Raw genomic sequence first — 26720 nt, 5'->3', positions numbered from 1 at the left:
GGGGCGGGCGATCAGCGAGGTCGAGTCCGAGGACGGTGAACGGGTTGGGGTTGCGGGCGTAGGAGCGGCTTCAGCCGCGATGAAGGCAACGCGGTTTCTGGCACCCGCTTCGCAGGTGATCGCGGCTGAAGCCGCTCCTACAGAAGCCGCGTCAAAGCCGTGGTTTTTGCTCCATCCATGAATTTTTTGTTAGCCAGCTAATCAAGGCTTTGACATTCACTGCCTAGGCAGTAATATTTTCATACAATTGCCCGAGCAGACCCCCGATGTCCCATTTCACCCCGGATAATTTCCAGACCTGCACCATCGGCATGCTGCTGGGTCGTGCGGCGCTGCTGAAGGATCGCATCCTCGACTGGCACCTCGAAGCCGACGGCGTCACCGCCGCGCAGTTCAAGGTGCTGATCATCGTTACCCAGTACCAGGTCGATACCCCCGCAGAACTGTGCCGCTACCTGGGCCTGGACAGCGGCTCGATGACCCGCATGCTCGACCGCCTCGAGCAGAAGGGCCTGATCCTGCGCCATCGCTGCGCGGACGACCGTCGCCAGGTGCGCCTGGCCCTGACCGCCGACGGCCAGCGCCTGGCCGACCGCCTGCCGCAGGTGGGCGCGGCGGCGATGAACGAGTTGGTCGGGGTGCTGCAGCCCGAAGAACTCAAGACCCTCGAAGGCTTGCTGGCCAAGGTGTTGATCAGTGCCGGCGACCCCCTGACGATCCGCCGCTTCGGCGATCGTTGATCCCTGTCACGCATTCTCCAAGGTACCGCCATGGCCACTCCCGCAGACACCTCCACACCCGCCGTCGCGCCTGACAACACACGCAAGCGCAAGGCCTGGCTGCTCGCCCTGTTGCTGTTGCTGATCCTCGCCGGTGCCGGCACCTGGGCCTGGTACAGCCTGGTCGGGCGCTGGCACGAAAGCACCGACGACGCCTACGTCAATGGCAACGTGGTGGAGATCACCCCGCTGATCACCGGCACAGTCACCAGCATCGGTGCCGATGACGGCGACCTGGTGCACGCCGGCCAGGTGCTGCTGCAGTTCGACCCGGCAGACAGCGAGGTGGTCCTGCAGGCTGCCGAGGCCAAGCTGGCGCGCACCGTGCGCCAGGTGCGCGGGCTGTACAGCAATGTCGATTCGCTCAAGGCCCAGCTGGAAACCCGCCAGGCCGAGCTGCAGAAGGCCCAGCAGAACTACAACCGACGCAAGGTGCTGGCCGACAGCGGCGCCATCGCCCAGGAAGAAATCGCCCACTCTCGCGACGACCTGGCCGTCGCCCAGGCCGCGCTCAACAGCGCGCGCCAGCAACTCAACACCAGTACCGCGCTGGTCGACGACACGGTGGTGTCCTCGCACCCGGAAGTGATGGCCGCCGCCGCCGACCTGCGCCAGGCCTACCTCGACCATGCCCGCACCACCCTGGTGGCGCCGGTCACCGGCTACGTGGCCAAGCGCACGGTGCAACTGGGCCAGCGCCTGCAACCGGGCACCGCGACCATGGCGGTGATCCCGCTGGACGAGGTATGGATAGACGCCAACTTCAAGGAAACCCAGCTGCGCGACATGCGCATCGGCCAGCCAGTGGAGATCAGCGCCGACCTGTACGGCAGCGAGGTGAAGTACAACGGCACCGTCGACAGCCTGGGGGCCGGCACCGGCAGCGCTTTTGCCCTGCTGCCGGCGCAGAACGCCACCGGCAACTGGATCAAGATCGTCCAGCGTGTGCCGGTGCGCATCCACCTGAACCCTGACCAGCTCAAAGACCACCCCCTGCGCATCGGCCTGTCGACCATCGCCGAAGTCGACTTGCACGACCAGAGCGGCCCGGCCCTGGCCCAGCAGCCACCCCAACAGGCCAGCTACACCACCCAAGTGTATGACCGCCAGCTGGTCGAGGCCGACAACCTGATCGCCCGGCTGATCCACGATAACAGCGCCGCCGGCAAGACGGCCCAGCGATGAGCCAGGCGGCCCCCGCGCAGTTCACCCCGCCGAGCCTGCTGTTGACCACCATCGGCCTGTCGCTGGCGACCTTCATGCAGGTGCTCGACACCACCATCGCCAACGTCGCCTTGCCGACCATCTCCGGCAACCTGGGGGTCAGCTACGAGCAGGGCACCTGGGTGATCACCTCGTTCGCGGTGAGCAACGCCATCGCCTTGCCGCTGACCGGCTGGCTGAGCCGGCGTTTCGGCGAGGTGAAACTGTTCATCTGGGCCACGCTGCTGTTCGTGCTGGCCTCGTTCCTCTGCGGCGTCGCCCAGTCGATGCCCGAACTGGTTGGTTTCCGGGTGCTGCAGGGGGTGGTGGCCGGGCCGTTGTACCCGATGACGCAAACCCTGCTGATTGCCGTGTACCCACCCGCGAAGCGAGGCATGGCCCTGGCGTTGCTGGCGATGGTCACCGTGGTGGCGCCGATCGCCGGGCCGATCCTGGGCGGCTGGATCACCGACAGCTACAGCTGGCCGTGGATCTTCTTCATCAACATTCCCATCGGGCTGTTCGCCGCCGCCGTGGTGCGCCAGCAGATGCGCGCGCGGCCGGTGGTCACCAGCCGCCAGCCGATGGACTACATCGGCTTGCTGACCCTGATCGTCGGTGTCGGCGCGTTGCAGGTGGTGCTGGACAAGGGCAACGACCTGGACTGGTTCGAGTCGTCGTTCATCGTCGTCGGCACGTTGATCTCGGTGGTGTTCCTGGCGATCTTCATCATCTGGGAATTGACCGACCGCCACCCGGTGGTCAACCTGCGCTTGTTCGTGCACCGCAATTTCCGCATCGGCACGCTGGTGCTGGTGGGCGGCTATGCCGGGTTCTTCGGCATCAACCTGATCCTGCCCCAGTGGTTGCAGACGCAGATGGGCTACACGGCGACCTGGGCGGGGCTGGCGGTGGCACCGATCGGCTTGTTGCCGGTACTGATGTCGCCCTTCGTCGGCAAGTATGCGCACCGCTTCGACCTGCGCGTTCTGGCCGGCATCGCGTTCTTGGCCATCGGCACCAGCTGCTACATGCGCGCCGGTTTCACCAGCGAGGTGGACTTCACCCATATCGCCTTGGTGCAGTTGTTCATGGGCATCGGTGTGGCGCTGTTTTTCATGCCGACCCTGAGCATCCTGCTGTCTGACCTGCCGCCACACCAGATCGCCGATGGTTCGGGGCTGGCCACCTTCCTGCGCACGTTGGGCGGCAGCTTCGCCGCGTCGCTGACCACTTGGATCTGGATTCGCCGCGCCGACCAGCACCATGCGTACCTGAGCGAGCACATCAGCACCTTCGACCCGGCCACCCGGCATTCCCTGGAGCAGTTGGGTGGGGCCAGCCCGCAAAGTTTTGCGAAACTGGAGCAGATCCTTAACAGTCAGGCCTACATGATGTCGACGGTGGATTATTTCACCTTGCTGACCTGGGTGTTCGCCGGGCTGATCCTGTTGGTGTGGCTGGCCAAGCCGCCTTTCACCGCCAAGGCCGGGCCCGCGTCGGCAGGGCACTGACATAAAAAAAACCGTAGGAGCCAGCTTGCTGGCGAACCAGGCCACACGGTGTTGAAGCGGTTCGCCAGCAAGCTGGCTCCTACAGGGGATGGCGTGGCATTGATCAAGGCGGTGGGTTTCCCCTAATCTTGCAGGTCTTTTCCGAGCAATTTGGCATATCCATGGACAAGGTCATCGTCATCACCGGCGCCAGCCGGGGCATCGGCGCCGCCACCGCCTTGCTGGCGGCGCAACAGGGTTATCGCATCTGCATCAACTACCACGCCAACGACGAGGCCGCCGAAACGGTGCTGGCCCAGGTTCGCGAGCTAGGTGCCACGGCCATTGCCGTGCGCGCCGACGCCAGCGTCGAGGACGAGGTGGTGCAGTTGTTCCAGCGTGTCGACCATGAGCTGGGGCCGGTCACCGCGCTGGTCAACAATGCGGGCACTATCGGCCAGCAGGGCCGGGTGGAAGAGATGTCGGAGTTCCGTCTGCTCAAGGTCATGAAGACCAACGTGGTCGGCCCGATGCTCTGCGCCAAGCACGCCCTGCTGCGCATGGCGCGGCGCCATGGCGGGCAGGGCGGGGCGATCGTCAACGTCTCGTCCATGGCCGCGCGCCTGGGCTCGCCCAACGAGTATGTCGACTACGCCGCCTCCAAAGGGGCGCTGGATACCTTCACCATTGGCCTGGCCAAGGAAGTGGCGAGCGAGGGCGTGCGCGTCAATGGCGTACGGCCGGGCTATATCCATACCGGCTTCCACGCCTTGAGCGGTGACCCCGAGCGCGTCGCCAAGCTCGAGCCAGGCCTGCCCATGGGGCGCGGCGGGCGCCCCGAGGAAGTGGCCGAGGCGATCCTCTGGCTGCTGTCGGACAAGGCGTCCTACTCGACGGGCACCTTCATCGACCTGAGTGGCGGGCGCTGACGCCGGTTACCCGGCGCTCAGCAGCTGCGCGACCAGGTCGGCGATCGCTGGCAGCTCGAACGGTTTGCGCAGCACAGCGGTGCGCGCCGGTAACTGCCCGTCGCTGAGTGCCGCGCTCTCGTCATAGCCGGTGATGAACAGCACCGGCAGGTCAGGATGCCGGGCTCTGCAGGCCTCGGCGACCTGGCGCCCGTTGAGGCCGCCCGGCAGGCCGATATCGCTGATCAGCAGGTCCGGCACGAAGCCGTGCGCCAATAGCGCCAGAGCGGCCGGGCCGTGCTCGACGCCTTCCACGTCATGCCCGAATTCATCGAGTACCTCGCCAATGACCAGGCGTAGCGCCGCCTGGTCCTCGACCAGCAGGATCCGCGCCCGGCCAGGGTGCGCCAGCCGTTCGGCCACCGGGCGGGCCTCCGGTGCCTTGGGCGCTTCAGGGTGGCGGGGCAGGTAGAGATCGATCCGCGTGCCTGCTCCCGGCGTCGACTGGATCTGCAACTGGCCACCCGACTGGCGCACGAAACCGAAGGCCATCGACAGCCCAAGCCCCGTGCCCTGGCCGAGCGGCTTGGTGGTGAAGAACGGGTCGATGGCCCGTTCGACGACCTCTGCTGGCATCCCGCGACCGTTGTCTTCGACGCTCAGTTGCAGGTACTCGCCTGCCGCGAGGTCCAATGCAGTGGCGCGTTCTGTGTCGAGCGACAGGTTTTCACAACGGATCTCGATTCGCCCTCCATCGGGCAAGGCGTCGCGGGCATTGATGCACAGGTTGAGCAGGGCGCTTTCCAGTTGCGGTGGATCGATGAACGTCGACCACAGGCCTGGGGCGCAACCGACATGGACGGCGATGGCCGGGCCCACGCTGCGGCGGATCAGTTCCTCGATGTCGAGGATCAGCGCACCGACCGAGGTGGCCTGTGGCAACAGGGTCTGGCGACGGGAGAACGCCAGCAATCGATGCACCAGGGCCGCGGCCCGTCGCGCGGAATCGCCTGCAGTGTCGAGCAAGGCCGGAATATCGTCCAGACGTGCCTGTTCCAGGCGTTGGCGAACCAGCTCCTGGGCGCCCAGGATGCCCCCAAGCAGGTTGTTGAAGTCGTGGGCGATACCACCGGTAAGCTGGCCGACAGCCTCCATCTTCTGCGCTTGACGCAATGCATCCTCGGCCTCCAGCAGACGTTGCTGCTCGCTGACCTGGCGGCTGATGTCGTAGACGAACAGGTAAGCACCGACAATCGCGTCGCTGGCATCACGCAGTGGGTTGAAACGCAGCTCGAAATGCCGCTGTCGTTCTCCTCTCCCGTACTGGATCACTTCGATGAAGCTTTCTCCGGCCAGTGCCCGCCGCCAGAGCGTCACCGAGCGTTCGCACTCCTCGGGAAAACCGGACAGGCATTCGACCAGGCTGTCACCTGCCTTGACACTGCGACCGAACAGGAACTCGAAGTCCTTTACCGCCCGCGCGTTGACGGCCAGGAAGCACAGCGAAGTGTCCAGCACCTGCACACGCGCCACGCTTCGTTCAACCAGTTCGGCGAACAGGCGGCGTTCAGCCAGCGCCGCGACAACGCGTTGCTCGAGATGATCGTTGAGCTGCTGCAGCGCGGTCTCTGCGCGGCGTTTTTCGGTGACATCCTTGAACAGCACGGCGACCTGGTTCCTTTCGGCGGGCTCGATGCGAAAGGTGGTGACCGACAGTACCCGCCCGGTGGCTACCAGTTCCTGTTCGAACTGCAACGGCTGGCCAGTACGTAGCACCTCGCCGTAGCGAGCCACCCAGTCGTCGGCTTCGTCGGGCACCATCTCCCGCAGCTTCTGCCCGACCACATTGGGGATGCCGGCATGGCGGGCGTAGGCGGCGTTGGCGATGACGTGGATGTAGTCGCTGAGCGGGCCATGGGGGCCATCGAAGAACTCGATGACGCAGAAACCTTCGTCCATGGTGTCGAACAAGAAACGGTACAGGCTGTTATCGATACCTTGCAGCTGCGCCAGCTGAGCCTCAAGCTCGGCATTGCGCTGGCGCAGCTCATGGAGTTCACGTTCGGGCATGCGAGTGTCCGCAGGAGGGCGAGGCCCCACTGTAGCCTGCCGGCCCGTCGGCGGCTAGAACGAGCGCACGATCCGCCCGAGGGTCTCCATGGCCTGTTCGGGGCCATCGCCCCAGGGGCTGCCGTAGTTCAGGCGGATGCAGTTGCCGAAGCGTCGGGTCGGCGAGAAGATCGGCCCCGGCGCGATGCTGATGCCTTGGGCCAGGGCCATGTGGAACAGCTTCAGCGCATCCATCTGCTCGGGCAGTTCGAGCCACAGGAAATAGCCGCCGGAAGGCTGGCTGACGCGGGTCTGCGCCGGGAAGTGGCGGGCGATGGCGGCGAGCATGTTGGCCTGCTGGCCTTCCAGCGCATAACGCAGCTTGCGCAGGTGGCGGTCATAGCCGCCGTGCTGCAGGTAGTCGGCGATGGCGGCCTGGGCCGGCATCGAGGCGCAGAGCGAGGTCATCAGCTTGAGCCGTTCGATCTTCTGCGCGAAGCGCCCGGCGGCGACCCAGCCGATGCGGTAGCCCGGGGCCAGGCTCTTGGCGAACGAGCCGCAGTGCATCACCAGCCCCTCGGTATCGAAGGCCTTGGCCGGCTTCGGTGCTTGCTGCGAGTAGTACAGCTCGGCGTAGACGTCGTCTTCGATCAGCGGCACCTGATGGCGGCGCAGCAGCTCGACCAGTTGCTGTTTCTTCGCCTCCGGCATGCTGGCGCCAACCGGGTTCTGGAAATTGGTCATGCACCACACGGCCTTGACCGGGTGCTTTTCCAGGGTTTTGGCGAGCACGCCAAGGTCCATGCCTTCGCGCGGATGCACCGGGATTTCCACGGCCTTGAGCTTGAGGCGCTCGAGCACCTGCAGGCAGGCATAGAAGGCCGGCGCCTCGATGGCCACCAGGTCGCCGGGCTGGGTCACCGCCTGCAGGCACAGGTTCAGCGCCTCCAGCGCACCGTTGGTGATCAGCAGTTCTTCCATCGGCAGCATCAGCCCGCCGACCATGTAGCGCAGGGCAATTTGCCGACGCAGTTGCGGGTTGCCCGGCGACAGGTCGGTGACCACCATGCGCGGGTCCATCGCCCGGCTGGCGCTGGCCAGCGAGCGCGACAGGCGTTGCAGGGGGAACAGGGTGGGGCTGGGGAAGGCCGAGCCGAACGGAACGGTGTGCGGATCCTTGATCGAATCGAGGATGGAGAACACCAGGCCGCTGACATCCACGTCAGTGGATTCGCTGGCCGGCGCCTGCGCCTGGGGTTCGTTGAATGGGCGTGGGGCGTGGGCATTGACGAAGTAGCCCGAGCGCGGCCGGGCGCGGATCAGGCCACGGCGCTCCAGCAGGTAATAGGCCTGGAACACCGTGGACGGGCTGACGCCGTGGGTCTGGCTGGCATAACGTACCGAGGGCACGCGCTGGCCGGGGCCGAGCACCCCGGAGCGGATCAGTTCGGCAATGTCGTCGGCGAATCGTTCGTAGCGTTTCATTGTAATGATCTGTCGCAACCTGCAGGCAAGGTGAGGGGCAGTGTAAGGGATCAACGGTTCATCGGCGCCACGAAGCGGCTCGTCGCGACGCTGCGCACGCCAGGTTGATCGCTGTCTTGGATTTCGAAGGCCAGCTCCTGGGAGCTGCTGGCTGGGCGGTCGGCCAGCATCGCCACCGACACCGGCAGTTCGCTCATCTCGCCGGGCGCGATAGTGAATTCGGTGCGTCCGTGCAATTCGAAGCCGTCGGCATCCACCAGGCGTAGGCGATAGTGCTGGGGTTGCGGGGTCTTGTTGATGATCTTGAGCAAGTAGATGTTCTCGATCTGGCCCAGGGCATTCTCACGGAACAGGCCGCGGTCCTTGATCACATCCATCGACACCATCGGGCGCATCTGCAGGGCCACCACCAGCGCGCCGATCATCACCACCAGGGCGGTGGCGTAGCCCAGCAGGCGAGGGCGCAGCCAGTGGGTCTTGCCACCCTGCAGGTTGTGTTCGGACTTGTAGCCAACCAGGCCACGGGCGTAACCCATCTTGTCCATCACCCCGTCGCAAGCATCGATACAGGCGGCGCAGCCGATGCAGGCCATCTGCAGGCCGTCGCGAATGTCGATGCCGGTGGGGCAGACTTGCACGCACAAGGTGCAGTCGATGCAGTCGCCCAGGCCCTGGCTGCGTGGGTCGCTGCCTTTCTTGCGCGGCCCGCGGGATTCGCCGCGGCTCGGGTCGTAGGCCACCGCCAGGGTGTCCTTGTCGAACATCACGCTCTGGAAGCGGGCATAGGGGCACATGTGCATGCACACCGCCTCACGCAGCCAGCCGGCGTTGATGTAGGTGGCGCCGGTGAAGAACAGCACCCAGAACAGCGCCACGCCACCGAGCTCGAAGGTGAACAGCTCCTGGGCCAGTGGGCGGATCGGCGTGAAGTAACCGACGAAGGTCAGCCCGGTGGCCACGCCAATGGCCAGCCACAATCCGTGCTTGAGACCGCGCCGGGCCAATTTGTTCAGGCCCCAGGGGGCGGCGTCCAGCTTGATGCGCTGGTTGCGGTCACCCTCGGTGACTTTTTCGCACCACATGAACAGCCAGGTCCAGGTGCTCTGTGGGCAGCTATAGCCGCACCAGACACGGCCGGCGAATACGGTGATGGCGAACAGGCCGAATGCGCAGATGATCAGCAGCGCGGAGAGCAGGATGAAGTCCTGGGGCCAGAAGGTCGCGCCGAAGATGTGGAACTTGCTTTCGGCCAGGTCCCAGAGCACGGCCTGGCGGCCATTCCACTGCAACCACGCCGTGCCGAAGAACAGGGCGAACAACAGGCCCGCGAAGGCGACCCGCAGGGTGCGGTAGAAGCCAGTGAAGCTGCGGGTGTGAATGCTGCCGTCCGCTTGGCTTTTGCTCTTGTTGGCGGCGGCGGGGGCAATCTCGATGACTCGGAAGGGGATTCTATCGCTCATGGTTCATCGCTCATCAGGCCTCGATCAGGCCTGGGCACTATGGCGCCCGATCTGTTTGCAGCACAGACTCAGGTATCACGATAAAAACCATATCAGATGCGTGGCGTGCAGCGTCAACCCCTCGAATTACACAACCTTGAGGGTTTATCAGCAGGTACCTGCGGCTATCTACCGCACCTGCGCCGGTCACTGGACGGACTGCGGTGCACTCAGCGGATGGACAGGGGTCTACAGCAACATGGGCCCTTGTAGGAGCCGGCCTTGCCGGCGAACACCGATGGCCGGTGCCAGGCACCGCGGTGCCTGCTTCGCCGGCAAGGCCGGCTCCTACAAGGGCTGGGTAAGCCAAAGAGGGGGAGGTGTGACCATGCAGACCTGGGAAGCCATCTGGACGACGCTGCAAGCCGAATTCGCCGATATCACCGATGAGCACGAAGTGACACAGGTGCTCCTGCGCCTGCTGATGGCGGCATTGCTGGGTGCCGTACTGGGCTTCGAGCGCGAGAGCAAGGGCAAGGCGGCCGGTGTGCGCACGCACATGCTGGTGTGCATGGGGGCGGCGCTGTTCGTGCTTGCCCCGGGCATGGCTGGCGCGGACGAGCAAGCGCTGAGCCGGATCATCCAGGGCATCGTTGCCGGTATCGGGTTCTTGGGGGCCGGCACCATTCTCAAGGGGCATGGCCAGGACACCAGTCATGTGAAAGGCCTGACCACCGCCGCCGGGCTCTGGATGACCGCCGCTATCGGCACCGCCGCAGGCATGGGGCGCGAGGCAACGGCATTGATCAGCACGGTACTGGCGCTGCTGGTGCTGTGCAGCATGCCGGTGCTGGTGGAGAAGGTGGAAGGTGAACGCGAGGGGGAGCACGAGAAGGACGAGGGCAGGAAGCACTGAGGGGAGCCGAAGCTCCCCTCAAAGCGTTGTTGCCTGCTCTTTTATTATTATTGGAGACGGGCCTGTTGTTGTTTTTGTCAGCCGTTGCCTCGGTACCGCAGGGCCCCTACCCGGGGCCAAGAGCAAACGTATTTTTTTGAGCGCTGACCTGCGTTCATCCAACGTGATCCAACCGTGACTGCCGCTACCTTGCAGGTAGTTTTATTGTTCTGTGTCAGGTTGCGGGGCGAACCCCTGAAAAGCACGTCGACTCCAAAAAAATCTGCTTGCTACGCCTCTGCCGTGTTGTTCTTGTTATGTCAGAGCCGTTCTCTATTGTTCTTATTGGGTGTCGCGTTTTTTGTTCTTGTTATGCCAGAGATAAAGCAGGTGCCGTGCCAACTTTTTAAAATCCTTTAAAATCAATGACTTGATAGAATTGCTGAAAATTCGAGCCAGTGAAATTCTGTCGAATTGTTTCCCTGTTACCCGAATTTTCCCTATGCGATCTGTGGGCGGTAACACTCCACCCACAGTTGCGTGACATCCGTGTGACTCAGCGCGCGCCGCGCGCCCGCGCCACCCGCGAACCGGTGGCACGGCCGAGCACTTCACTGATTCGCAACCCCGCACCGATCAGGCGGTCGAGGTCGATGCCAGTGTCGATACCCAAGCCTTGCATCAGGTACACCACATCCTCGGTGGCCACGTTACCGGTGGCACCCTTGGCATAAGGGCAGCCGCCCAGGCCGGCCACAGAGCTGTCGAACACCGCGATCCCTTCGAGTAGGCCGGCATAGACATTGGCCAGGGCCTGGCCGTAGGTGTCGTGGAAGTGCCCGGCCAGTTGCCCACGGGGCACCTGGGCCGCGACCACCTCGAACAGGCGGCGGGCAGCGCCGGCGGTGCCGGTGCCGATGGTGTCGCCGAGCGACACTTCGTAGCAGCCCATGTCGTGCAAGGCGCGAGCGACCGGGGCGACCTGCTCGGCCTTGACCGCACCTTCATAAGGGCAGCCGAGCACGCAGGACACATAGCCGCGCACCCGTACACCGTGGTTGCCTGCGGCCTCCATGATCGGCTCGAAGCGCTTGAGGCTCTCACTGATCGAACAGTTGATATTGCGCTGGGAGAACGCCTCGGAGGCGGCGGCGAACACCGCCACTTCCTTCACGCCGGCCGCCAACGCATCCTCGAAACCGCGCAGGTTGGGCGCCAGCGCCGCATAGGTTACACCTGGACGTTGCCGGATACCGGCGAACACCTCGGCGGAGCCGGCCATCTGCGGCACCCACTTGGGCGAAACGAAGCTGCCCACTTCTATGTAGCCGAGCCCTGCATCGGTAAGGTCGTCCACCAGCCGCACCTTGTCGGCGACGCTGATGGGCTGGGCTTCGTTCTGCAGGCCGTCGCGCGGGCCGACTTCGACCAGGCGGACTTTTTCTGGCAATGACATGGCGGGGTTCCTGTGGCTGATCAACGGTTGGGGTGCTGCTGGTTCAGGGTGGCGGCCAGCGCCTGCTCGCAGCGCTCCTGGGCGGTGTCCAGTTCCAGGTGCATCTGCTGGATATCGAGCATCTGCTGCTCCAGTTGGGCACGGCGTTCGGCGATCTTGGCGAGCATGCTGTTGAGCTGCTTGAGGTTGCCACCGGTAGGGTCGTACAGGCCGATCAGCTCGCGGCATTCGGCCAGCGAGAAGCCGATGCGCTTGCCGCGCAGGATCAGCTTGAGGGTCACTTTGTCGCGTGCCGAATAGATGCGTTCCAGGCCGCGGCGCTCAGGGCTGAGCAAGCCCTGCTCCTCATAGAAGCGAATGGCGCGGGTGGTGATGTCCAGTTCGCGGGAGAGGTCGGAGATGCTGTAGGTCTGGCTGGTCATGCTGGGGCTCGGCGGGAGGAATGGGGATAACCTAAAGCCAGGTTTACGTATACGTCAAGCTCGCGATTGAATCGCACGAATCCAGTGGCTTTGGGAATGAGCGCGGGCGGCGGCCAATGGCTTTGATCTATCGCCATTGCACCACTCACCTATGCTGTTCCGACGGGTGTGACGCACCCGTTTTCCAGCCATGCCACCTTACGAGGGAATGCCTTCATGAGCAGTAAGCCCACAGTTGTTCTGGTCCACGGTTTCTGGGGCGGCGCCGCCCATTGGGGGCGGGTTATCGTCGAGCTGGACCGCAAGGGCCACACAGGCCTGCGGGCCGTGGAAATGCCACTGACGTCGCTGGCCGACGATGTCGAACGCACTCGCAAGGTGGTCGCGCAGATCGAGGGGCCAGTGGTGCTGGTGGGGCACTCCTATGGCGGTGCGGTCATCACCGAGGCAGGCAATGCGAGCAATGTTAAGGGGCTTGTCTACATTGCCGCGTTCGCGCCGGACGCGGGCGAAAGCCCTGGTGCCATCACACAGGAGCATCTTCCCGCCGCAGCACCCAACCTGGCGCCGGACAGCGATGGCTATCTATGGCTCAAGGCCGACAAGTTCCATGAAAGCTTCTGCCAGGATCTGCCGAAGGAGGATGGACTGGTCATGGGGGTAACACAAAAGGCGCCGCTGGCCAGCACCTTTGGCGACACCATCGCCAACCCGGCCTGGAAGGACAAGCCGAGTTGGTACCAGATTTCCAGCGCCGACCACATGATCCACCCGGACAACCAACGCAAGATGGCTGATCGATTGAACGCGAAGAAGGTCATCACGCTGGATGCCAGCCATGCCTCCCTGGCGTCAAGGGCGGCCGATGTGGCGAACCTGATCGACGAGGCGGTGAAGGCGCTCAGCTAGCGCTTGCACTGGGCGAGCACCACCTGGCAGGTGCCGGGTGTGCCGCCGGAGCGGCCGGCGTAGCGGATGCAACTGTCCATGGACTTCTTGCGTGCCATGGCCAGGGTGTTACCGAAGGCCAGGCCCCCTTCACCATTGCTGGGCATGGCCTTGGCATAGCAGTTGGAGCCAGCGTTGGCGGTTGCGTAACGGGCTTTGCTGGAGCAGCCCGCGCCAATGGCCAAGCCCAGGGCGAGGGTGCAGAGCAATAGCCAGGAGGCAGGTCTGTCGGTCATGTCAAAGCTCTTGCTGGACAGGCCCCAGGCCTGTGTGAAATTGGCCTGTTCAGCTTAGCCGTTTCGCCACTGCGGCGCAGCGTGACGATGTACCGCAGCACAGAGGCTCCAGTGGGGAGTGGCTAGTGGCCATTTGTCGTGCAGAATGTGCCATTTGTGCCCTGAGCGGCACCGGACCCCGTCCACTCACTTCCACCGAATGTCCAATGAGCCGAGGGTCGCAAATGAGCGGACGTAATGTGTGCCAGTCCTTGTGCCTGGTCCTGGCGCTGATGGCCATGGGCGTGCAGGCGGCGGATGACTGCCGGCATCTGAAGGCGACGGGCAACCCCGAGTACCCTCCGTATCTCTGGCGAGATCCGCATAATCCTGAGCAACTGATCGGCGCCAACGCCGACTTGCTCAAGCACCTGGCAGAAGAACTGGGGCTGGTGGTCGATGTGGTGTATGCAGGTCCCTGGTCTCGGGCCCAGGAAGAGGTGCGCACCGGGCGCATCGACATGCTGGCCGGGTATTTCCTCACCCGGGCGCGGCAGCAGGTCATGGATTTCATCAAGCCCGCCTTCCTGAACACCCCCAGTGTGGTCTGGGTGCGTCAGGGCGATGGCTTTGCCTATTCGTGGTGGGCGGACCTGAAAGGGCGCAGCGGGGGGACGCTGGTCAACAACAGTTACGGCCAGCAGTTCGATGACTACGCCCGGGCCAACCTCAACCTCGAGGCGGTACCCAGCGCGGCGCAGGCGTTCCAGAAGCTGCTGCTCAAGCGCAACGACTATGTGATCTACGAGCGTTACCCTGGCATGGCGCTGGCCGAGACCCAGGGCATGGATAAGCGCCTTGAAGTACTCGAGCCGCCGGTTTCCAGCGAGGGCCTGTACCTGGCGCTGTCGCGCAATGCGCCCTGCAACCAGCCGGCGTTGCGCAAGCAAATGGCGGAAAAGATGCAGGAGATCGTCGCCAGCCCGTTGCCCGAGCAGTGGCTGGCGCAGAACCTGGCGTTGTGGAAGCAACAGCAGCATCAGGAGTGAGGCTCGGTAGAGGGTTGGATCACCGCGACCAACTGCCAGGCGAGCAACATGCAGTGGTCTCGAAGTCGAGCGCCGCTCACGCGTGCATCGCGGATGAATCCGCTCCTACACAGGTTGCAACGTACCGCGGCGCATGGCCCGAAACAAACCTGTAGGAGCGGATTCATCCGCGATGCGCCGCGCGGCGGCGCTTGATCGCAAAGACAATGCGGATTCAGAGTTTGATCAGCACCGATTTCAACTCGGTGTAATGCTCGATCGCCGCCGCGCCCATCTCGCGGCCGACACCGGACAGCTTGTAGCCACCAAACGGCAGCGCCGGGTCCAGTGCGCTATGGCAGTTGACCCATACCGAGCCGGACTTGATACGCGGAATCATCCGGTGCACCGCCGCCAGGTCGTTGGACCAGATGCTCGCGCCAAGGCCATAAGGGTTGTCATTGGCCATGCGCAGCACTTCGTCGATATCGTCGAACGGCATGGCCACCAGCACCGGGCCGAAGATCTCTTCCTGCACCAGGCGGTGGCGCTGGTCGACATCGACGATCACCGTCGGCTTGACGAAGTAGCCCGGGCCGTAGCCCTCGCCACCGCAGGCAATGGTGGCGCCCAGCTCCCGGCCCAGGTCGATGTAGCCGGTCACCCGCTCCTGCTGCCGGGCCGAAATCAGCGGCCCCATCTGCACCGAAGGGTCCAGGCCGTTACCCAGTTTCATGCCGTTGGCGATGCCGGCGATATCGGCGACCACGTTGTCGAAGTGCTTGCGGTGCACGTACAGCCTTGACCCGGCGCAACACACCTGGCCCTGGTTGAAGAAAATCGCCGTGGCGGCGCCGGCGGCGGCCTCCTGCAGGTTGGCGTCGGGCAGGACGATGGTTGGCGACTTGCCGCCCAGCTCGAGGGTGACGCGGGTCATGTTGTCCATGGCGGCCTTGCCGATCAGCTTGCCGACCTCGGTGGAGCCGGTGAAAGTCAGCTTGTCGACACCGGGGTGGCGGCTGAGGGCGGCGCCGGCTTCGAGGCCGGTGCCGGTGACCACGTTGAACACCCCGGCCGGGTAGCCGGCTTCGTCGATCAGCTCCGCCAGCTTGAGGGCGGTCAGCGGCGTCTCGTCGGCGGGTTTGAGCACCAGGGTACAACCGGTGGCCAGGGCCGGGCCGAGTTTCCAGCAGGCCAGCAGCAGGGGGAAGTTCCAGGCGACGATGGCACCCACCACGCCCACCGCCTCACGGCGGATGAAACCGTGGAATTCGTCGTTGGGCATCAGCGGCAGCGACGGCTCGACGGTGCTGCCCTCGAGCTTGGTCGCCCAGCCGGCCATGTAGCGCAGGAAGTCGATCGCCAGTTGCACGTCCATCACTTGTGCAACGGCGGCGCTCTTGCCGTTGTTCAGGCATTCGAGTTCGGCCAGCTCCTGGGCGTCGCGCTGCATCAGGTCGGCCAGGCGCCACAGCAGGTTCTGCCGCTCCCGCGGACGCAGGCGGCTCCAGGGCGAGGCGTCGAAGGCCTGGCGCGCTGCCTGCACCGCCCGGTCCACGTCCTCGGAGGCGGCGGCCGGCACCTCGCCAAGCACCTCGCCGGTGGCCGGGTTGCGCAAGGCCATGGTGCGGCCGCTGGCGGCGTCCTGCCAGTCGGCGCCGATGCGCATCTTCAGCTTGCGCGCGAGGAAGGCGCGGGTGGCGGGGAGGGTGGGCAGTTCGGAATGCATGGGGCGGTGCCTCTTGTCATTGGGTGTGCACAGCTATCGGCAATGGCCGTGCCAATACCCGCTGGGCCATGCAAGCATTTGATAGTTCGATACTTTCAGGGCGGGAGTGGAGGCAGTGAGGCAACCGGTCTGTTGCACATTGAGACACCGTTGAGACAGCGATGGAACAGGTGACCGTGGCGGCCATTTCGCCAGCAAGGCTGGCTCCTACAGGGATCTCGCCCATCGGTCGGGGCCGGTGTCTCAAGGTGAAACACTCAGTCGCGAAATGGAACGTTCACCAGCGCCCCGTGGCCTGTCGAATGTCGCTCAAAATCTTCTCAACTGATTGATCCACAAGATTTTTGCGTCAGTTGGCACACTTCCTGTATCGCCACTGTCAGATGCACACCGCAGTACCCAAGCGTGCGAAAAACGATAAGAACAACACCGTGGAGGTCTGATCTTGAAGACGACTCGACTCCGGCGGCGGGCGGGCACACTGGCGCTGGTCGCCACCGCACTGCTGTCCGCCCAGGCCATGGCGGCCGAGCAGGGCCCGAGCCTGTTGCAGAGCAAGTGCATGGGGTGCCATATCCCCGAGGGCAATGACAGCTACAGCCGCATCAGCCACCAGCGCAAGACCCCGGAAGGCTGGCTGATGAGCATCGCCCGCATGCAGGTGATGCACGGCCTTTCGATCAGCGACGACGACCGCCGCACCCTGGTCAAGTACCTGGCCGACAAGCAGGGCCTGGCGCCCAGCGAGACCGAGGGCGTGCGCTACGCCATGGAGCGGCGGCTGAACACCGTCGAGCACTTCGACGATCAACTCAGCCAGATGTGCGGGCGCTGCCACTCCGGAGCCCGGGTCGCCCTGCAACGACGTCCGGCCCAGGAGTGGGAACACCTGGTCAACTTCCACCTCAGCCAGTGGCCGTCCCTCGAATACCAGGCCCAAGCCCGCGACCGTGATTGGCTGGATATCGCCCTCAAGCAGATGGTGCCGGAACTGGCCAAGCGCTTCCCCCTCGACAACCCGGCCTGGGCCGAGTGGCTCAAGGACCGGCCCAAGGCCGAGGCCCTGGCCGGGCAGTGGGCGTTCAGCGGCCATATGCTGGCCAAGGGCGATGTGCGCGGGGTGATGAGCGTCAGCGCCGGCCAGGGCGACACCTTCAAGGTCGAGGTCAAGGGCACCTATGCCGACGGCACGCCGTTCAACGGCAACGGTTCGGCGATCCTCTACAACGGCTACGAGTGGCGCGGCAACGTCAAGGTCGGCGAAGCCAACCTGCGCCAGGTGTTCGCGGCCATCGACGGCCAGATGAAAGGCCGCATGTTCGAGGCCGAGCACGATGAACGCGGCCTGGACTTCAGTGCCTCCAAGGCTGGCCAGGCCCGTTTGCTGGCGGTGCAGCCGGCGTTCATCAAGGCCGGTAGCGACAGCGAGATCTCATTGGTGGGCAGCGACCTGTCGGGCACGCCGGTGCTGGGGGCGGGCGTGGAGGTGACCGAGGTGCTGGAGTCGACCCCGACGCTGATCCGGGTCAAGGCGCGCGCCGCCCAGGATGCCGCCGTGGGCCAGCGCGAAGTGGCGCTGGGCGCGCTCAAGGGCGTGCAGCTGGCGGTGTACGACAAGGTCGATGAGGTCAAGGTGGTGCCGGCGTTCTCCATCGCCCGCATCGGCGAGAACGGTGCCTCGGTGCCCAAGGTCCAGGGCCGCTTCGAGGCAGAGGCCTGGGGCAAGGATGCCAATGGCCAGCCACTGCGCATCGGCTACCTGCCTGCCACCTGGAAGGTCGAGCCGTTCAACGAGCGGGCCGTCGAGGACGAAGACCTCAAGTTCGCCGGGCAGATGCAACCCGACGGCGTGTTCGTGCCGGGCGGTGCGGGGCCGAACCCCGAGCGCAAGATGATGACCAACAACGCCGGCAACCTGAAGGTGATCGCCACGCTCGCCGATGGCGGCCAGCAGGGCGAGGGGCATCTGATCGTCACCGTGCAGCGCTGGAACAATCCGCCGCTGCCGTAGGCATCAACCTGACGAATCGATTATCGGGAGGTCGCCATGGGCGCACTACTGAACCTGGTCGAACGCAACCTGCATGAAGTGCAGGTGGATGCCGACCGCATGCTGTTCCATATCCCCAGCAGTTCGCTGTTCGCCGCCGACGCGGTGACCGGCGGCATCATCGACACCCTGCGCCGCCAGGGCTGCTCCGCCGAGGAACTGATGCAGCACCTCGGCCAGCAGTTCAGCGGGCAGGACATCGAGGAAACCCTGCGCGAGCTGATTGCCCTGGAAGTGGTCAGCGACGGCTCGCCACTGACGCCGGAGATCGCGCTCCAGCGGGTCGAGCGCACCGCGTTGAACACCGTGGTGCTCAACGTCAACACCGGCTGCAACCTGAGCTGCACCTACTGCTACAAGGAAGACCTCGACAAGCCTTCGGCAGGCCGCAAGATGAACAGTGCCACCGCCGAGGCCTCGGTGGAAATGCTGCTCAGGGAGTCCCCCGATGAAGCGCGCTACAGCGTGGTGTTCTTCGGCGGCGAGCCGCTGTCCAACCGGGCACTGATCGAGCACATGGTCGCCTACTGCGAGCGGCGCTTCGCCGAGGCAGGCAAGCAGGTCGAGTTCATCATGACCACCAACGCCACGCTGCTCACCGAGGAGATCGTCGACTGGCTCGACGCCCATCGTTTCGGCTTGTCCGTCAGCATCGACGGGCCGAAGACCGTGCACGACCGCAACCGCATCACCGTGGGTGGGCAGGGCACCTACGACGTGGTGCGACGCAAGGCCGACATGCTGCTGTCGCGCTACCGCAGCCGGCCGGTGGGCGCGAGGGTCACCCTGACCCGCGGCATCACCGATGTCGAGACCATCTGGAACCATCTGTTCAACGAGCTGGGTTTCGCTGAAGTGGGCTTCGCCCCAGTGACCTCCGGCGACATGGCCGACTTCAACCTGACCGGTGACGAACTGGTGCAGGTGTTCGCCAACATGAAGGCCTTGGGCCGGCACTATCTGGAAGCAGCGCTGGAGCACCGCAACATCGGCTTCTCCAACCTGCACCAACTGATCACTGATATCCACGAAGGCCACAAGAAGGCCCTGCCGTGTGGTGCCGGCTTGAAGATGCTGGCCGTGGACCACGAAGGCGAGCTGAACCTCTGCCATCGCTTCACCGGCTCCAGCCTGCCGACCTTCGGCAACGTGCACCAGGGTGTGAAGCAGGCACAGCTCAACGACTTCCTCTCACAGCGCCTGGACCGCAGCGGTACCGGCTGCGACAGCTGCCGCATCCGCAACCTGTGTTCCGGCGGCTGCTACCACGAGAGCTACGCCCGCTACGGCGACCCGCAGCACCCGACCTACCACTACTGCGAGCTGATGCGCGACTGGGTCGATTTCGGCATCGAGGTCTACAGCCGCATCATGGCCACCAACCCGGCCTTCATCGATCGCTACATCACTCCCCGGAAGGCGCACTGACATGAAGCACCTCAAACCGCTGAACAACAAGGCGCGCATCCTCGAACAGGCCGCCGCCGAAGACCGCGTCGAAGAAGTGCTGGCCATGAGTGCCGTGGCCGGCTGCACCGCCACCACCGACCCGGGTTGGGAGGTGGACGCCTTCGGTGGCGTCAGCTCGCTGTGCCAGCCGATGGAAGCCGACCTGTACGGCTGTTCCGACCCCTGCTGGTGGCCGGCCCAGGTGCCGGACATGATGAGCACCTACCAGGACTGGAACGCCCAGGCGACCAACTCCCAGGAAGACTGGCGCAACCTGGGCACCGTATTCCCGAAAGACAAATAGAACGACAAGGGGAAACCGCATGAAACCTGGACTTTGCGCGCAGCTCGCGCTCACCGTCGTCGCTTCGGCCTGCACCTGGGCAGCCCAGGCAGATGACGCCGGCAAGGCCTTGAAGGCCGGCCATGAGTACCTGATCGCCACCAACTACCCGAACAACCTGCACGTGGTCGAGGTGGCCAGCGACACGCTGTACAAGACCTGCCGCATGCCCGATTCATTTGGCCCCGGCACGGCGATGATGGCGCCGGACAACCGCACCGCCTATGTGCTCAACAACCATTTCGCCGATATCTACGGCATCGACCTGGACAGCTGCAAGACCACCTTCCACGCCAACTTGTCCAGCGTGCCGGGCGAGGTGGGCAAGGCGATGTACTCGTTCGCCATCAGCCCCGACGGCAAGGAGGTGTATGCCACGGTCAACCCCAGCCAGCGCCTGAACGACCACTATGTGGTCAAGCCGCCGCGCCTTGAAGTGTTCAGTACCGCCGATGGCCTGGATGCCAAACCGGTGCGCACCTTCCCGATGCCGCGCCAGGTCTACCTGATGCGCGCGGCCGACGACGGCAGCCTGTACGTGGCCGGGCCGGACATCTACAAGATGGACGTGAAGACTGGCCAGTACAGCGTGGCGCTGCCGTTGCGTACCTGGAACCGCCCCGGCTACAGCGCGCCGGACGTGCTGTACTTCTGGCCGCACCAGAGCGCCCGGCACGAGTTCTCGATGCTCTACACCATCGCCAAGTTCAAGGATGCCAAGCAGGACCCGGCCACCGCCGAGCCCCTGTACGGCTACCTGAGCATCGACCTGAAGACCGGCAAGGCGCACACCCAGGAGTTTGCCGAACTCACCGAGCTGTACTTCACCGGCCTGCGTTCGCCGAAGGACCCGAACCAGATGTACGGGGTGCTCAACCGCCTGGCCCGCTACGACATCCAGCAGAAGAAGCTGGTCAAGGCCGCCAACCTGGACCATACCTACTACTGCGTGACCTTCGACAAGGCCGGTGACAAGTTGTATCTGGGCGGCACGTTCAACGACCTGGCGGTGTTCGACCCGAATACATTGGAGAAAGTCGGGAACATCAAGCTGCCGGGTGGCGACATGTCGACCACCACGCCGCAGGTGTTCGTCCGTTAGTTCGGTGTCGCGGCCTTCGCTGTGTAGGAGCGGCTTCAGCCGCGATGCAGACACCGCGGTGCCTGGCACCAGCGTTGCTGGTGATCGCGGCTAAAGCCGCTCCTACAGAGGTCGCGTCAAATCAATGGGTTATGTCCGCATCACCCACCACAAGAACAACAAGAGCAGCCCATGACCCAGCCAAGCCACACCCAGGGCAACCCGGACAAACCGCTGCTGACCCAGTGCATCGGCGACGCCTTCGATACCACCGTCGCCCGTTTCCCCGACCGCGAGGCACTGGTGGTCCGCCATCAGCAGCTGCGCTTCACCTGGCGGCAACTGGCCGAGGCTGTCGACCGCCATGCCCGTGCCCTGATGGCCTTGGGCGTGCAAGCTGGCGAACGCCTGGGGATCTGGGCGCCGAACGGCGCCGAATGGTGCATCACCCAATTCGCCAGCGCCAAGGTCGGCGCTATCCTGGTCAATATCAACCCGGCCTACCGCACCAGCGAGCTGGAATATGCCCTCAGCCAGTCTGGCTGCAAGTGGCTGATCTGTGCCGATGCGTTCAAAACCTCCGACTACCACGCCATGGTGCTGGAACTGGCACCCTCGCTTGTCGACAGCGGCTGCGGCGAGCTCGCCTGCGCGCGCCTTCCCGAATTGCGCGGGGTGGTGAGCCTGGCCGCCGAGCCGCCCAAGGGCTTCCTGGCCTGGACCGCGCTTCAGGCACGGGCCGAAGCGGTCAACCCGCAGGCACTGGCCACACGCCAGGCCAGCCTGCACCGCCACGAACCGATCAACATCCAGTACACCTCCGGCACCACCGGCTTCCCCAAGGGCGCGACACTGAGCCACCACAACATCCTCAACAACGGTTACATGGTCGGCGAAAGCCTGGGCCTCACCGAGCACGACCGTCTTGTAGTACCGGTGCCGCTGTACCACTGCTTCGGCATGGTCATGGCCAACCTCGGCTGCATGACCCATGGCAGCACCCTGATCTACCCCAATGACGCCTTCGACCCGCTGCTCACGTTACAGGCGGTCGCCGAGGAGCGCGCCACCGCGCTCTACGGCGTGCCGACCATGTTCATCGCCGAGCTGGACCACCCGCGCCGGGGCGAATTCGACCTGTCCAGCCTGCGCACCGGGATCATGGCCGGTGCTACCTGCCCGATCGAGGTGATGCGCCGGGTGATCGACGAGATGCACATGGGTGAGGTGCAGATCGCCTACGGTATGACCGAGACCAGCCCGGTATCGCTGCAAACGGGCGCCGCCGATGATCTCGAGCGCCGCGTGACCAGCGTCGGTCGCACCCAGCCGCGCCTGGAAACCAAGGTCATCGACAGTGAGGGCGCCACGCTGCCACGCGGTGAGGTCGGTGAACTGTGCACCCGAGGCTACAGCGTGATGATCGGCTACTGGAACAACCCCAAGGCCACGGCCGAGAGCATCGACAGCGATGGCTGGATGCACACTGGCGACCTGGCGGTGATGGATGAGCAGGGCTATGTGCGCATCGTTGGTCGCAGCAAGGACATGATCATCCGCGGCGGGGAGAACATCTATCCGCGTGAGCTGGAGGAGTTTTTCTTCACCCATCCGGCGGTGGCCGATGTGCAGGTGATTGGCGTTCCGTGCAGCAAGTACGGCGAGGAGATCGTCGCCTGGGTGCGCTTGCACCCCGGGCATGCCGCCAGCGAGGATGAGCTGCGCGAATGGGCGAAGGCGCGGATCGCGCACTTCAAGGTGCCGCGCCATTTCCGTTTCGTCGACGAGTTCCCGATGACGGTGACGGGGAAGGTGCAGAAGTTCAGGATGCGCGAGATCAGCATCGCGGAGCTTGCGCGTTAGGTCGCACAGTCCTGTAGGAGCCGGCTTGCCGGCGAAAGGGCCGTTACAGGCAACCGACGTGTCACGGCTTGTTCGCCGGCAAGCCCGCTCCTACAGGTTCGCGTCGGCCATGGTGGTGATCACAGCAGAAGTTCCGGGCTATTGAAGTTGCTCAGGCGTTGGTCATTTTCCGCGCATTCCAGCGCCTGTACCGGCACCGCCCCCAGCAAGGCTTTCTGTAGGCTGCGCTCACCGGCTGCCCACGCATGCTCCAGCATCGGCAGCACCCGGCGCGGCAGCACGCTGAACATCGGCTGCCAGTACCCACCCTGGCGCACCATGGCCGCACTGTCATGCTCGACGGCCAACCTCAACAGCCCCTCGATCAGCGCCTGGTCAATCAACGGTGCATCGCACGCCAGCATCACCACCCACTCATGCCGTGCCACCTTGAGCCCGGTGATCACCCCGGCCAGCGGCCCGGGAAAATCCACCTCGGCATCCGATACCAACTGGTCTGCGTAGAGGGCGTAGCGCTCCTGGTTGCGATTGCAGGAAATCACCACATCGTCGGAGAACTCGCGTACCACGTGTTGCACGTGGGCCACCAGCGGCTCGCCATGCCAGGACACCAGGCCTTTGTCGCGGCCGCCCATGCGCTGGCCACGGCCACCGGCGAGGATGAGGATGGAGCAGAGGGGCAGGGCAGTGGACATGAAAAAGGGTTCCGGGCAGTCGATGCCGGGAACCCTCTCACTCAACGGGGCGCTTGTCCAGTCAGGCTTCGCGAGCGGTGACCACTGCGTCCTTAGCGGACTTGCGCCCAGCCAACCGCATCACCACCACGAAGAACACCGGCACGAACACCACGGCAAAGGTGGCGCTGAGCATGCCGCCGATCACCCCGGTGCCGATCGCCTGCTGGCTGGCCGAACTGGCGCCGCTGGCGATGGCCAGGGGCACCACGCCGAGAATGAACGCCAGCGAGGTCATGACGATCGGCCGCAGGCGCAGGCGTGCGGCCTGGATCGCGGCGTCCACCGCGTCGTGCCCCTGGTCCACCAGGTCCTTGGCGAACTCGATGATCAGGATGGCGTTCTTCGCCGACAGACCGATCAGGGTGATCAGGCCGACTTTGAAGAACACGTCGTTGGGCAGGCCGCGCAGGGTCACCGCCAGCACCGCGCCCAAGACGCCCAGGGGTACCACCAGCAACACCGCGGTCGGAATCGACCAGCTTTCGTACAGTGCGGCCAGGCACAGGAACACCACCAGCAGCGACAAGGCCATCAGCAGCGGCGCCTGGCTGCCGGACAGGCGCTCCTGCAACGACAGGCCGGTCCATTCCAGGCCCGCGCCGGCCGGCAACTGCGCCACCAGGCGTTCGATCTCGGCCATCGCCTCGCCCGAGCTGTGGCCCGCCGCCGGTTCGCCGGAGATCGACACCGCCGGGTAGCCGTTGTAGCGGGTCAGCTGCACCGGCCCGCTGCGCCAGTGGGCGCTGACGAAGGCGCCCAGCGGGACCATTTTGCCGCCGCTATTGCGCACATGGATCTTCAGCAGGTCCTTGACCTGGCTGCGCTGGTCGCCCTCGGCCTGCACCACCACCCGCTGCATGCGGCCCTGGTTGGGGAAGTCGTTGACGTAGTTGGAGCCCACTGCGGTGTCCAGTACGGCGCCGATGTCGGCGAACGACACCCCCAGCGCATTGGCCTGGCGGCGGTCCACCTCCAGTTCCACCTGCGGGCTTTCCGCCAGCGAGGCTTCACGTACGTTGACCAGCACCTTGCTCTTGCGCGCCTGTTCCAGCAGTTGGTCACGGGCTGCCATCAGCGCCGTGTGGCCCATGCCGCCACGGTCCTGCAGGCGGAACTCGAAACCGGTCGACTCGCCCAGGCCATCCACCGGCGGTGGCAGCACTGCATAGGCAATGGCGTCCTTCAACTGGGTGAAGGCCATCGTGGCGCGGTCGGCGATGGACTGGGCGCTGTCATCAGCACCGCGCTCGGACCAGTCCTTGAGCGTGGTGAAGGCCAGGGCCGCGTTTTGCCCACTGCCGGAGAAGCTGAAACCAAGGATCAGCGTGGTGTTGGCCACACCGGGCTCCTCTGTGTTGTGCGCTTCGATCTGCCGCGCCACCTCGATGGTGCGCGCCTGGCTGGCGCCTGGCGGCAGCTGGATGTCGGTGATGGTGTAGCCCTGGTCCTCGGTGGGCAGGAAGGCGGTGGGCAGCTGGCTGAAGCCGTAGCCCAGCACCGCCACCAGTGCGGCGTAGACCAGCAGGTAGCGACCGCTGCGGGCCAGGGCGTGGGTCACCCAGCGCTGGTAGCCGTTGCTCATGCCCTCGAAGCGGCGGTTGAACCAGCCGAAGAAACCCTTGCGCTCATGGTGCTCGCCTTTCTCCAGCGGTTTGAGCAGGGTGGCGCACAGGGCTGGCGTGAGGCTCAGGGCGAGGAACGCCGAGAACAGGATCGATACCGCCATCGACACCGAGAACTGCTGGTAGATCACCCCCACCGAGCCCTGCATGAAGGCCATCGGCAGGAACACCGCCACCAGCACCAGGGTGATCCCGACGATGGCACCGCTGATCTGGCCCATGGCCTTGCGCGTGGCTTCCTTCGGCGGCAGGCCTTCCTCGGCCATGATCCGCTCGACGTTCTCCACCACCACGATGGCGTCGTCCACCAGGATGCCGATGGCCAGCACCATGCCGAACAAGGTCAGCACGTTGATCGAGAAGCCCAGTGCGTTCATCACCGCGAAGGTGCCCATCAGCGCCACCGGCACCACCAGGGTCGGGATCAGGGTGTAACGGAAGTTCTGCAGGAACAGGAACATCACCGCGAACACCAGCACCATGGCCTCGACCAGGGTGCTGATCACCTGCTTGATCGACACTTTCACGAATGGCGAAGTGTCGTAGGGGATGTCGTACTTCACGCCGGCCGGGAAGTAGCGCGACAGTTCGTCGAGCTTCTGCTTGACCAGGGCCGCGGTTTCCATGGCGTTGGCACCCGGCGACAGCTTGACGCTGAAAGCACTGGTGGCCTTGCCGTTGAGGCGGGTGCCGTACTGGTATTCCTGGGCCCCGATCTCGACCCTGGCGACATCGCCCACGGTGACCGTCGAGCCGTCGGCGTTGGCGCGCAGGACGATGGCGGCAAACTCTTCAGGGGTGCTCAGCTGGCCCTTGACCACCACGTTGGCGGTTATTTCCTGGGTCGGGCGGCTGGGCAGGTCGCCGATGCTGCCAGGGGCAACCTGGGCGTTCTGCGCGGCGATGGCCTCGGCCACGTCGTTGGGGGTGAGCTTGAACCCGACCAGCTTGGCCGGGTCGATCCAGATGCGCATGGCCCGTTCCGAGCCGTACAGCTGCGCCTTGCCGACGCCCTTGATACGGCGGATCTCGTTCATCACGTTGCGCGCGAGGATGTCCGACAGGGCGATCTCGTCAAGGCTGCCGTCCTCGGAGGTGAGGGTGGCCAGCAGCAGGAAGCCGGTGGACACCTTCTCCACCTGCAGGCCCTGTTGCGTCACCGGGCGCGGCAGGCGCGACTCGATCACCTTCAGGCGGTTCTGCACGTCCACCTGGGCCATGTCCGGGTTGGTGCCGGGCTGGAAGCTGGCGGTGATGGTGGCGTTGCCCAGGCTGCTCTGCGACTCGAAATAGAGCAGGTTATCGGCACCGTTGAGCTCCTGCTCGATGATGCTGACCACGCTCTCGTCCATGGTCGCCGCCGAGGCGCCGGGGTAGACGGCGTAGATTTCCACCTGCGGCGGCGCCACGTCGGGGTACTGGGCCACCGGCAGTTGCGGGATGGCCAGGGCGCCGACCAGGAGGATGAACAGGGCGACCACCCAGGCGAACACCGGGCGGTCGATGAAGAACTGCGGCATGGATCA

General features: G+C 64.8%; 21 protein-coding genes. 12 read left to right on the top strand and 9 right to left on the bottom strand.

The features are described 5' to 3' along the window. Positions 1-266: 266 nt before the first annotated feature. From PSEEN_RS13855 to PSEEN_RS13840, 4 genes are all read left to right on the top strand, one after another. Positions 267-740, top strand: coding sequence for a MarR family winged helix-turn-helix transcriptional regulator (locus tag PSEEN_RS13855; RefSeq protein WP_011534153.1), 474 nt, complete (start codon positions 267-269; stop codon positions 738-740). A 30-nt stretch (positions 741-770) separates the two neighbouring features. Continuing rightward, positions 771-1964, top strand: coding sequence for an HlyD/EmrA/EmrK family protein (locus PSEEN_RS13850; RefSeq protein ID WP_011534152.1), 1194 nt, complete (start codon positions 771-773; stop codon positions 1962-1964). Beyond that, positions 1961-3496 (top strand): DHA2 family efflux MFS transporter permease subunit, encoded by a 1536-nt coding sequence (locus tag PSEEN_RS13845; protein WP_011534151.1) that lies wholly within the window; start codon positions 1961-1963, stop codon positions 3494-3496. The genes PSEEN_RS13850 and PSEEN_RS13845 overlap by 4 nt, the downstream gene beginning before the upstream one ends. Positions 3497-3657: 161 nt before the next feature. Then, the gene (locus PSEEN_RS13840; RefSeq protein ID WP_044488154.1) at positions 3658-4404 is read left to right on the top strand and encodes an SDR family oxidoreductase; all 747 of its coding nucleotides are present in this window, start codon (positions 3658-3660) and stop codon (positions 4402-4404) included. A 6-nt stretch (positions 4405-4410) separates the two neighbouring features. On the opposite strand, the gene PSEEN_RS13835 is transcribed toward PSEEN_RS13840, so the two are convergent. The 3 genes from PSEEN_RS13835 to ccoG are packed head-to-tail and all read right to left on the bottom strand — an operon-like array spanning position 4411 to position 9377. Further along, positions 4411-6453, bottom strand: a complete 2043-nt coding sequence (locus PSEEN_RS13835; protein WP_011534149.1) for an ATP-binding protein — start codon at positions 6451-6453, stop codon at positions 4411-4413. A gap of 54 nt (positions 6454-6507) precedes the next feature. After that, positions 6508-7917 carry a GntR family transcriptional regulator MpaR gene (gene mapR / locus PSEEN_RS13830; protein WP_011534148.1) on the bottom strand — a complete coding sequence of 470 codons (1410 nt, stop codon included), beginning with the start codon at positions 7915-7917 and terminating at the stop codon, positions 6508-6510. 50 nt (positions 7918-7967) lie between these two features. Beyond that, complete coding sequence (ccoG, locus tag PSEEN_RS13825) at positions 7968-9377, bottom strand: cytochrome c oxidase accessory protein CcoG (RefSeq protein ID WP_011534147.1); 1410 nt, start codon at positions 9375-9377, stop codon at positions 7968-7970. Positions 9378-9744: 367 nt separating this feature from the next. Here ccoG and PSEEN_RS13820 point away from each other — a divergent pair, with 367 nt between their 5' ends. Beyond that, positions 9745-10272, top strand: a complete 528-nt coding sequence (locus PSEEN_RS13820; protein ID WP_011534146.1) for an MgtC/SapB family protein — start codon at positions 9745-9747, stop codon at positions 10270-10272. Between the two features lie 535 nt (positions 10273-10807). Here PSEEN_RS13820 and PSEEN_RS13815 read toward each other — a convergent pair. After that, on the bottom strand, positions 10808-11707 hold the full coding sequence (locus PSEEN_RS13815) for a hydroxymethylglutaryl-CoA lyase (RefSeq protein ID WP_011534145.1): 900 nt from the start codon (positions 11705-11707) through the stop codon (positions 10808-10810). Between the two features lie 20 nt (positions 11708-11727). Continuing rightward, complete coding sequence (locus PSEEN_RS13810) at positions 11728-12129, bottom strand: MerR family transcriptional regulator (RefSeq protein ID WP_011534144.1); 402 nt, start codon at positions 12127-12129, stop codon at positions 11728-11730. Between the two features lie 216 nt (positions 12130-12345). On the opposite strand from PSEEN_RS13810, the gene PSEEN_RS13805 reads away from it, so the two are divergent. Next, positions 12346-13038, top strand: a complete 693-nt coding sequence (locus PSEEN_RS13805; RefSeq protein WP_011534143.1) for an alpha/beta hydrolase — start codon at positions 12346-12348, stop codon at positions 13036-13038. Here the strand turns inward: PSEEN_RS13805 and PSEEN_RS13800 are convergent. Continuing rightward, the gene (locus tag PSEEN_RS13800; RefSeq protein ID WP_011534142.1) at positions 13035-13313 is read right to left on the bottom strand and encodes a hypothetical protein; all 279 of its coding nucleotides are present in this window, start codon (positions 13311-13313) and stop codon (positions 13035-13037) included. The genes PSEEN_RS13805 and PSEEN_RS13800 overlap by 4 nt on opposite strands. Before the next feature lie 224 nt (positions 13314-13537). Here PSEEN_RS13800 and PSEEN_RS13795 point away from each other — a divergent pair, with 224 nt between their 5' ends. Continuing rightward, positions 13538-14341, top strand: a complete 804-nt coding sequence (locus PSEEN_RS13795; RefSeq protein WP_011534141.1) for a substrate-binding periplasmic protein — start codon at positions 13538-13540, stop codon at positions 14339-14341. Between the two features lie 214 nt (positions 14342-14555). Here PSEEN_RS13795 and PSEEN_RS13790 read toward each other — a convergent pair whose 3' ends face one another. Then, the gene (locus PSEEN_RS13790; protein ID WP_011534140.1) at positions 14556-16049 is read right to left on the bottom strand and encodes an aldehyde dehydrogenase family protein; all 1494 of its coding nucleotides are present in this window, start codon (positions 16047-16049) and stop codon (positions 14556-14558) included. Between the two features lie 445 nt (positions 16050-16494). On the opposite strand from PSEEN_RS13790, the gene peaA reads away from it, so the two are divergent. From peaA to PSEEN_RS13765, 5 genes are all read left to right on the top strand, one after another. Continuing rightward, positions 16495-18060 carry a quinohemoprotein amine dehydrogenase subunit alpha gene (gene peaA, locus PSEEN_RS13785; protein WP_011534139.1) on the top strand — a complete coding sequence of 522 codons (1566 nt, stop codon included), beginning with the start codon at positions 16495-16497 and terminating at the stop codon, positions 18058-18060. A 36-nt stretch (positions 18061-18096) separates the two neighbouring features. Continuing rightward, positions 18097-19527: a quinohemoprotein amine dehydrogenase maturation protein gene (peaB, locus tag PSEEN_RS13780; protein WP_011534138.1), complete on the top strand. Its 1431-nt coding sequence runs from the start codon at positions 18097-18099 to the stop codon at positions 19525-19527. Position 19528: 1 nt separating this feature from the next. Beyond that, positions 19529-19852 (top strand): quinohemoprotein amine dehydrogenase subunit gamma, encoded by a 324-nt coding sequence (gene qhpC, locus PSEEN_RS13775; RefSeq protein ID WP_011534137.1) that lies wholly within the window; start codon positions 19529-19531, stop codon positions 19850-19852. 19 nt (positions 19853-19871) lie between these two features. After that, positions 19872-20993: a quinohemoprotein amine dehydrogenase subunit beta gene (gene peaD / locus PSEEN_RS13770; RefSeq protein WP_011534136.1), complete on the top strand. Its 1122-nt coding sequence runs from the start codon at positions 19872-19874 to the stop codon at positions 20991-20993. Positions 20994-21164: 171 nt separating this feature from the next. After that, a complete protein-coding gene (locus PSEEN_RS13765; RefSeq protein ID WP_011534135.1) occupies positions 21165-22835 on the top strand; it encodes a fatty acid CoA ligase family protein in 1671 nt (556 codons plus the stop codon). 119 nt (positions 22836-22954) lie between these two features. Here the strand turns inward: PSEEN_RS13765 and mobA are convergent, their stop codons facing one another. Further along, on the bottom strand, positions 22955-23530 hold the full coding sequence (gene mobA, locus PSEEN_RS13760) for a molybdenum cofactor guanylyltransferase MobA (protein WP_011534134.1): 576 nt from the start codon (positions 23528-23530) through the stop codon (positions 22955-22957). A 61-nt stretch (positions 23531-23591) separates the two neighbouring features. After that, positions 23592-26714: an efflux RND transporter permease subunit gene (locus PSEEN_RS13755; protein ID WP_011534133.1), complete on the bottom strand. Its 3123-nt coding sequence runs from the start codon at positions 26712-26714 to the stop codon at positions 23592-23594. Positions 26715-26720 lie beyond the last annotated feature (6 nt).

Origin of the sequence: Pseudomonas entomophila L48, from assembly GCF_000026105.1 — a bacterium.
Taxonomy (GTDB): Bacteria; Pseudomonadota; Gammaproteobacteria; order Pseudomonadales; family Pseudomonadaceae; genus Aquipseudomonas; species Aquipseudomonas entomophila.
The sequence above is the reverse complement of the archived record's forward strand: the minus strand, read 5'-3'. Positions and strand labels throughout refer to the sequence as shown.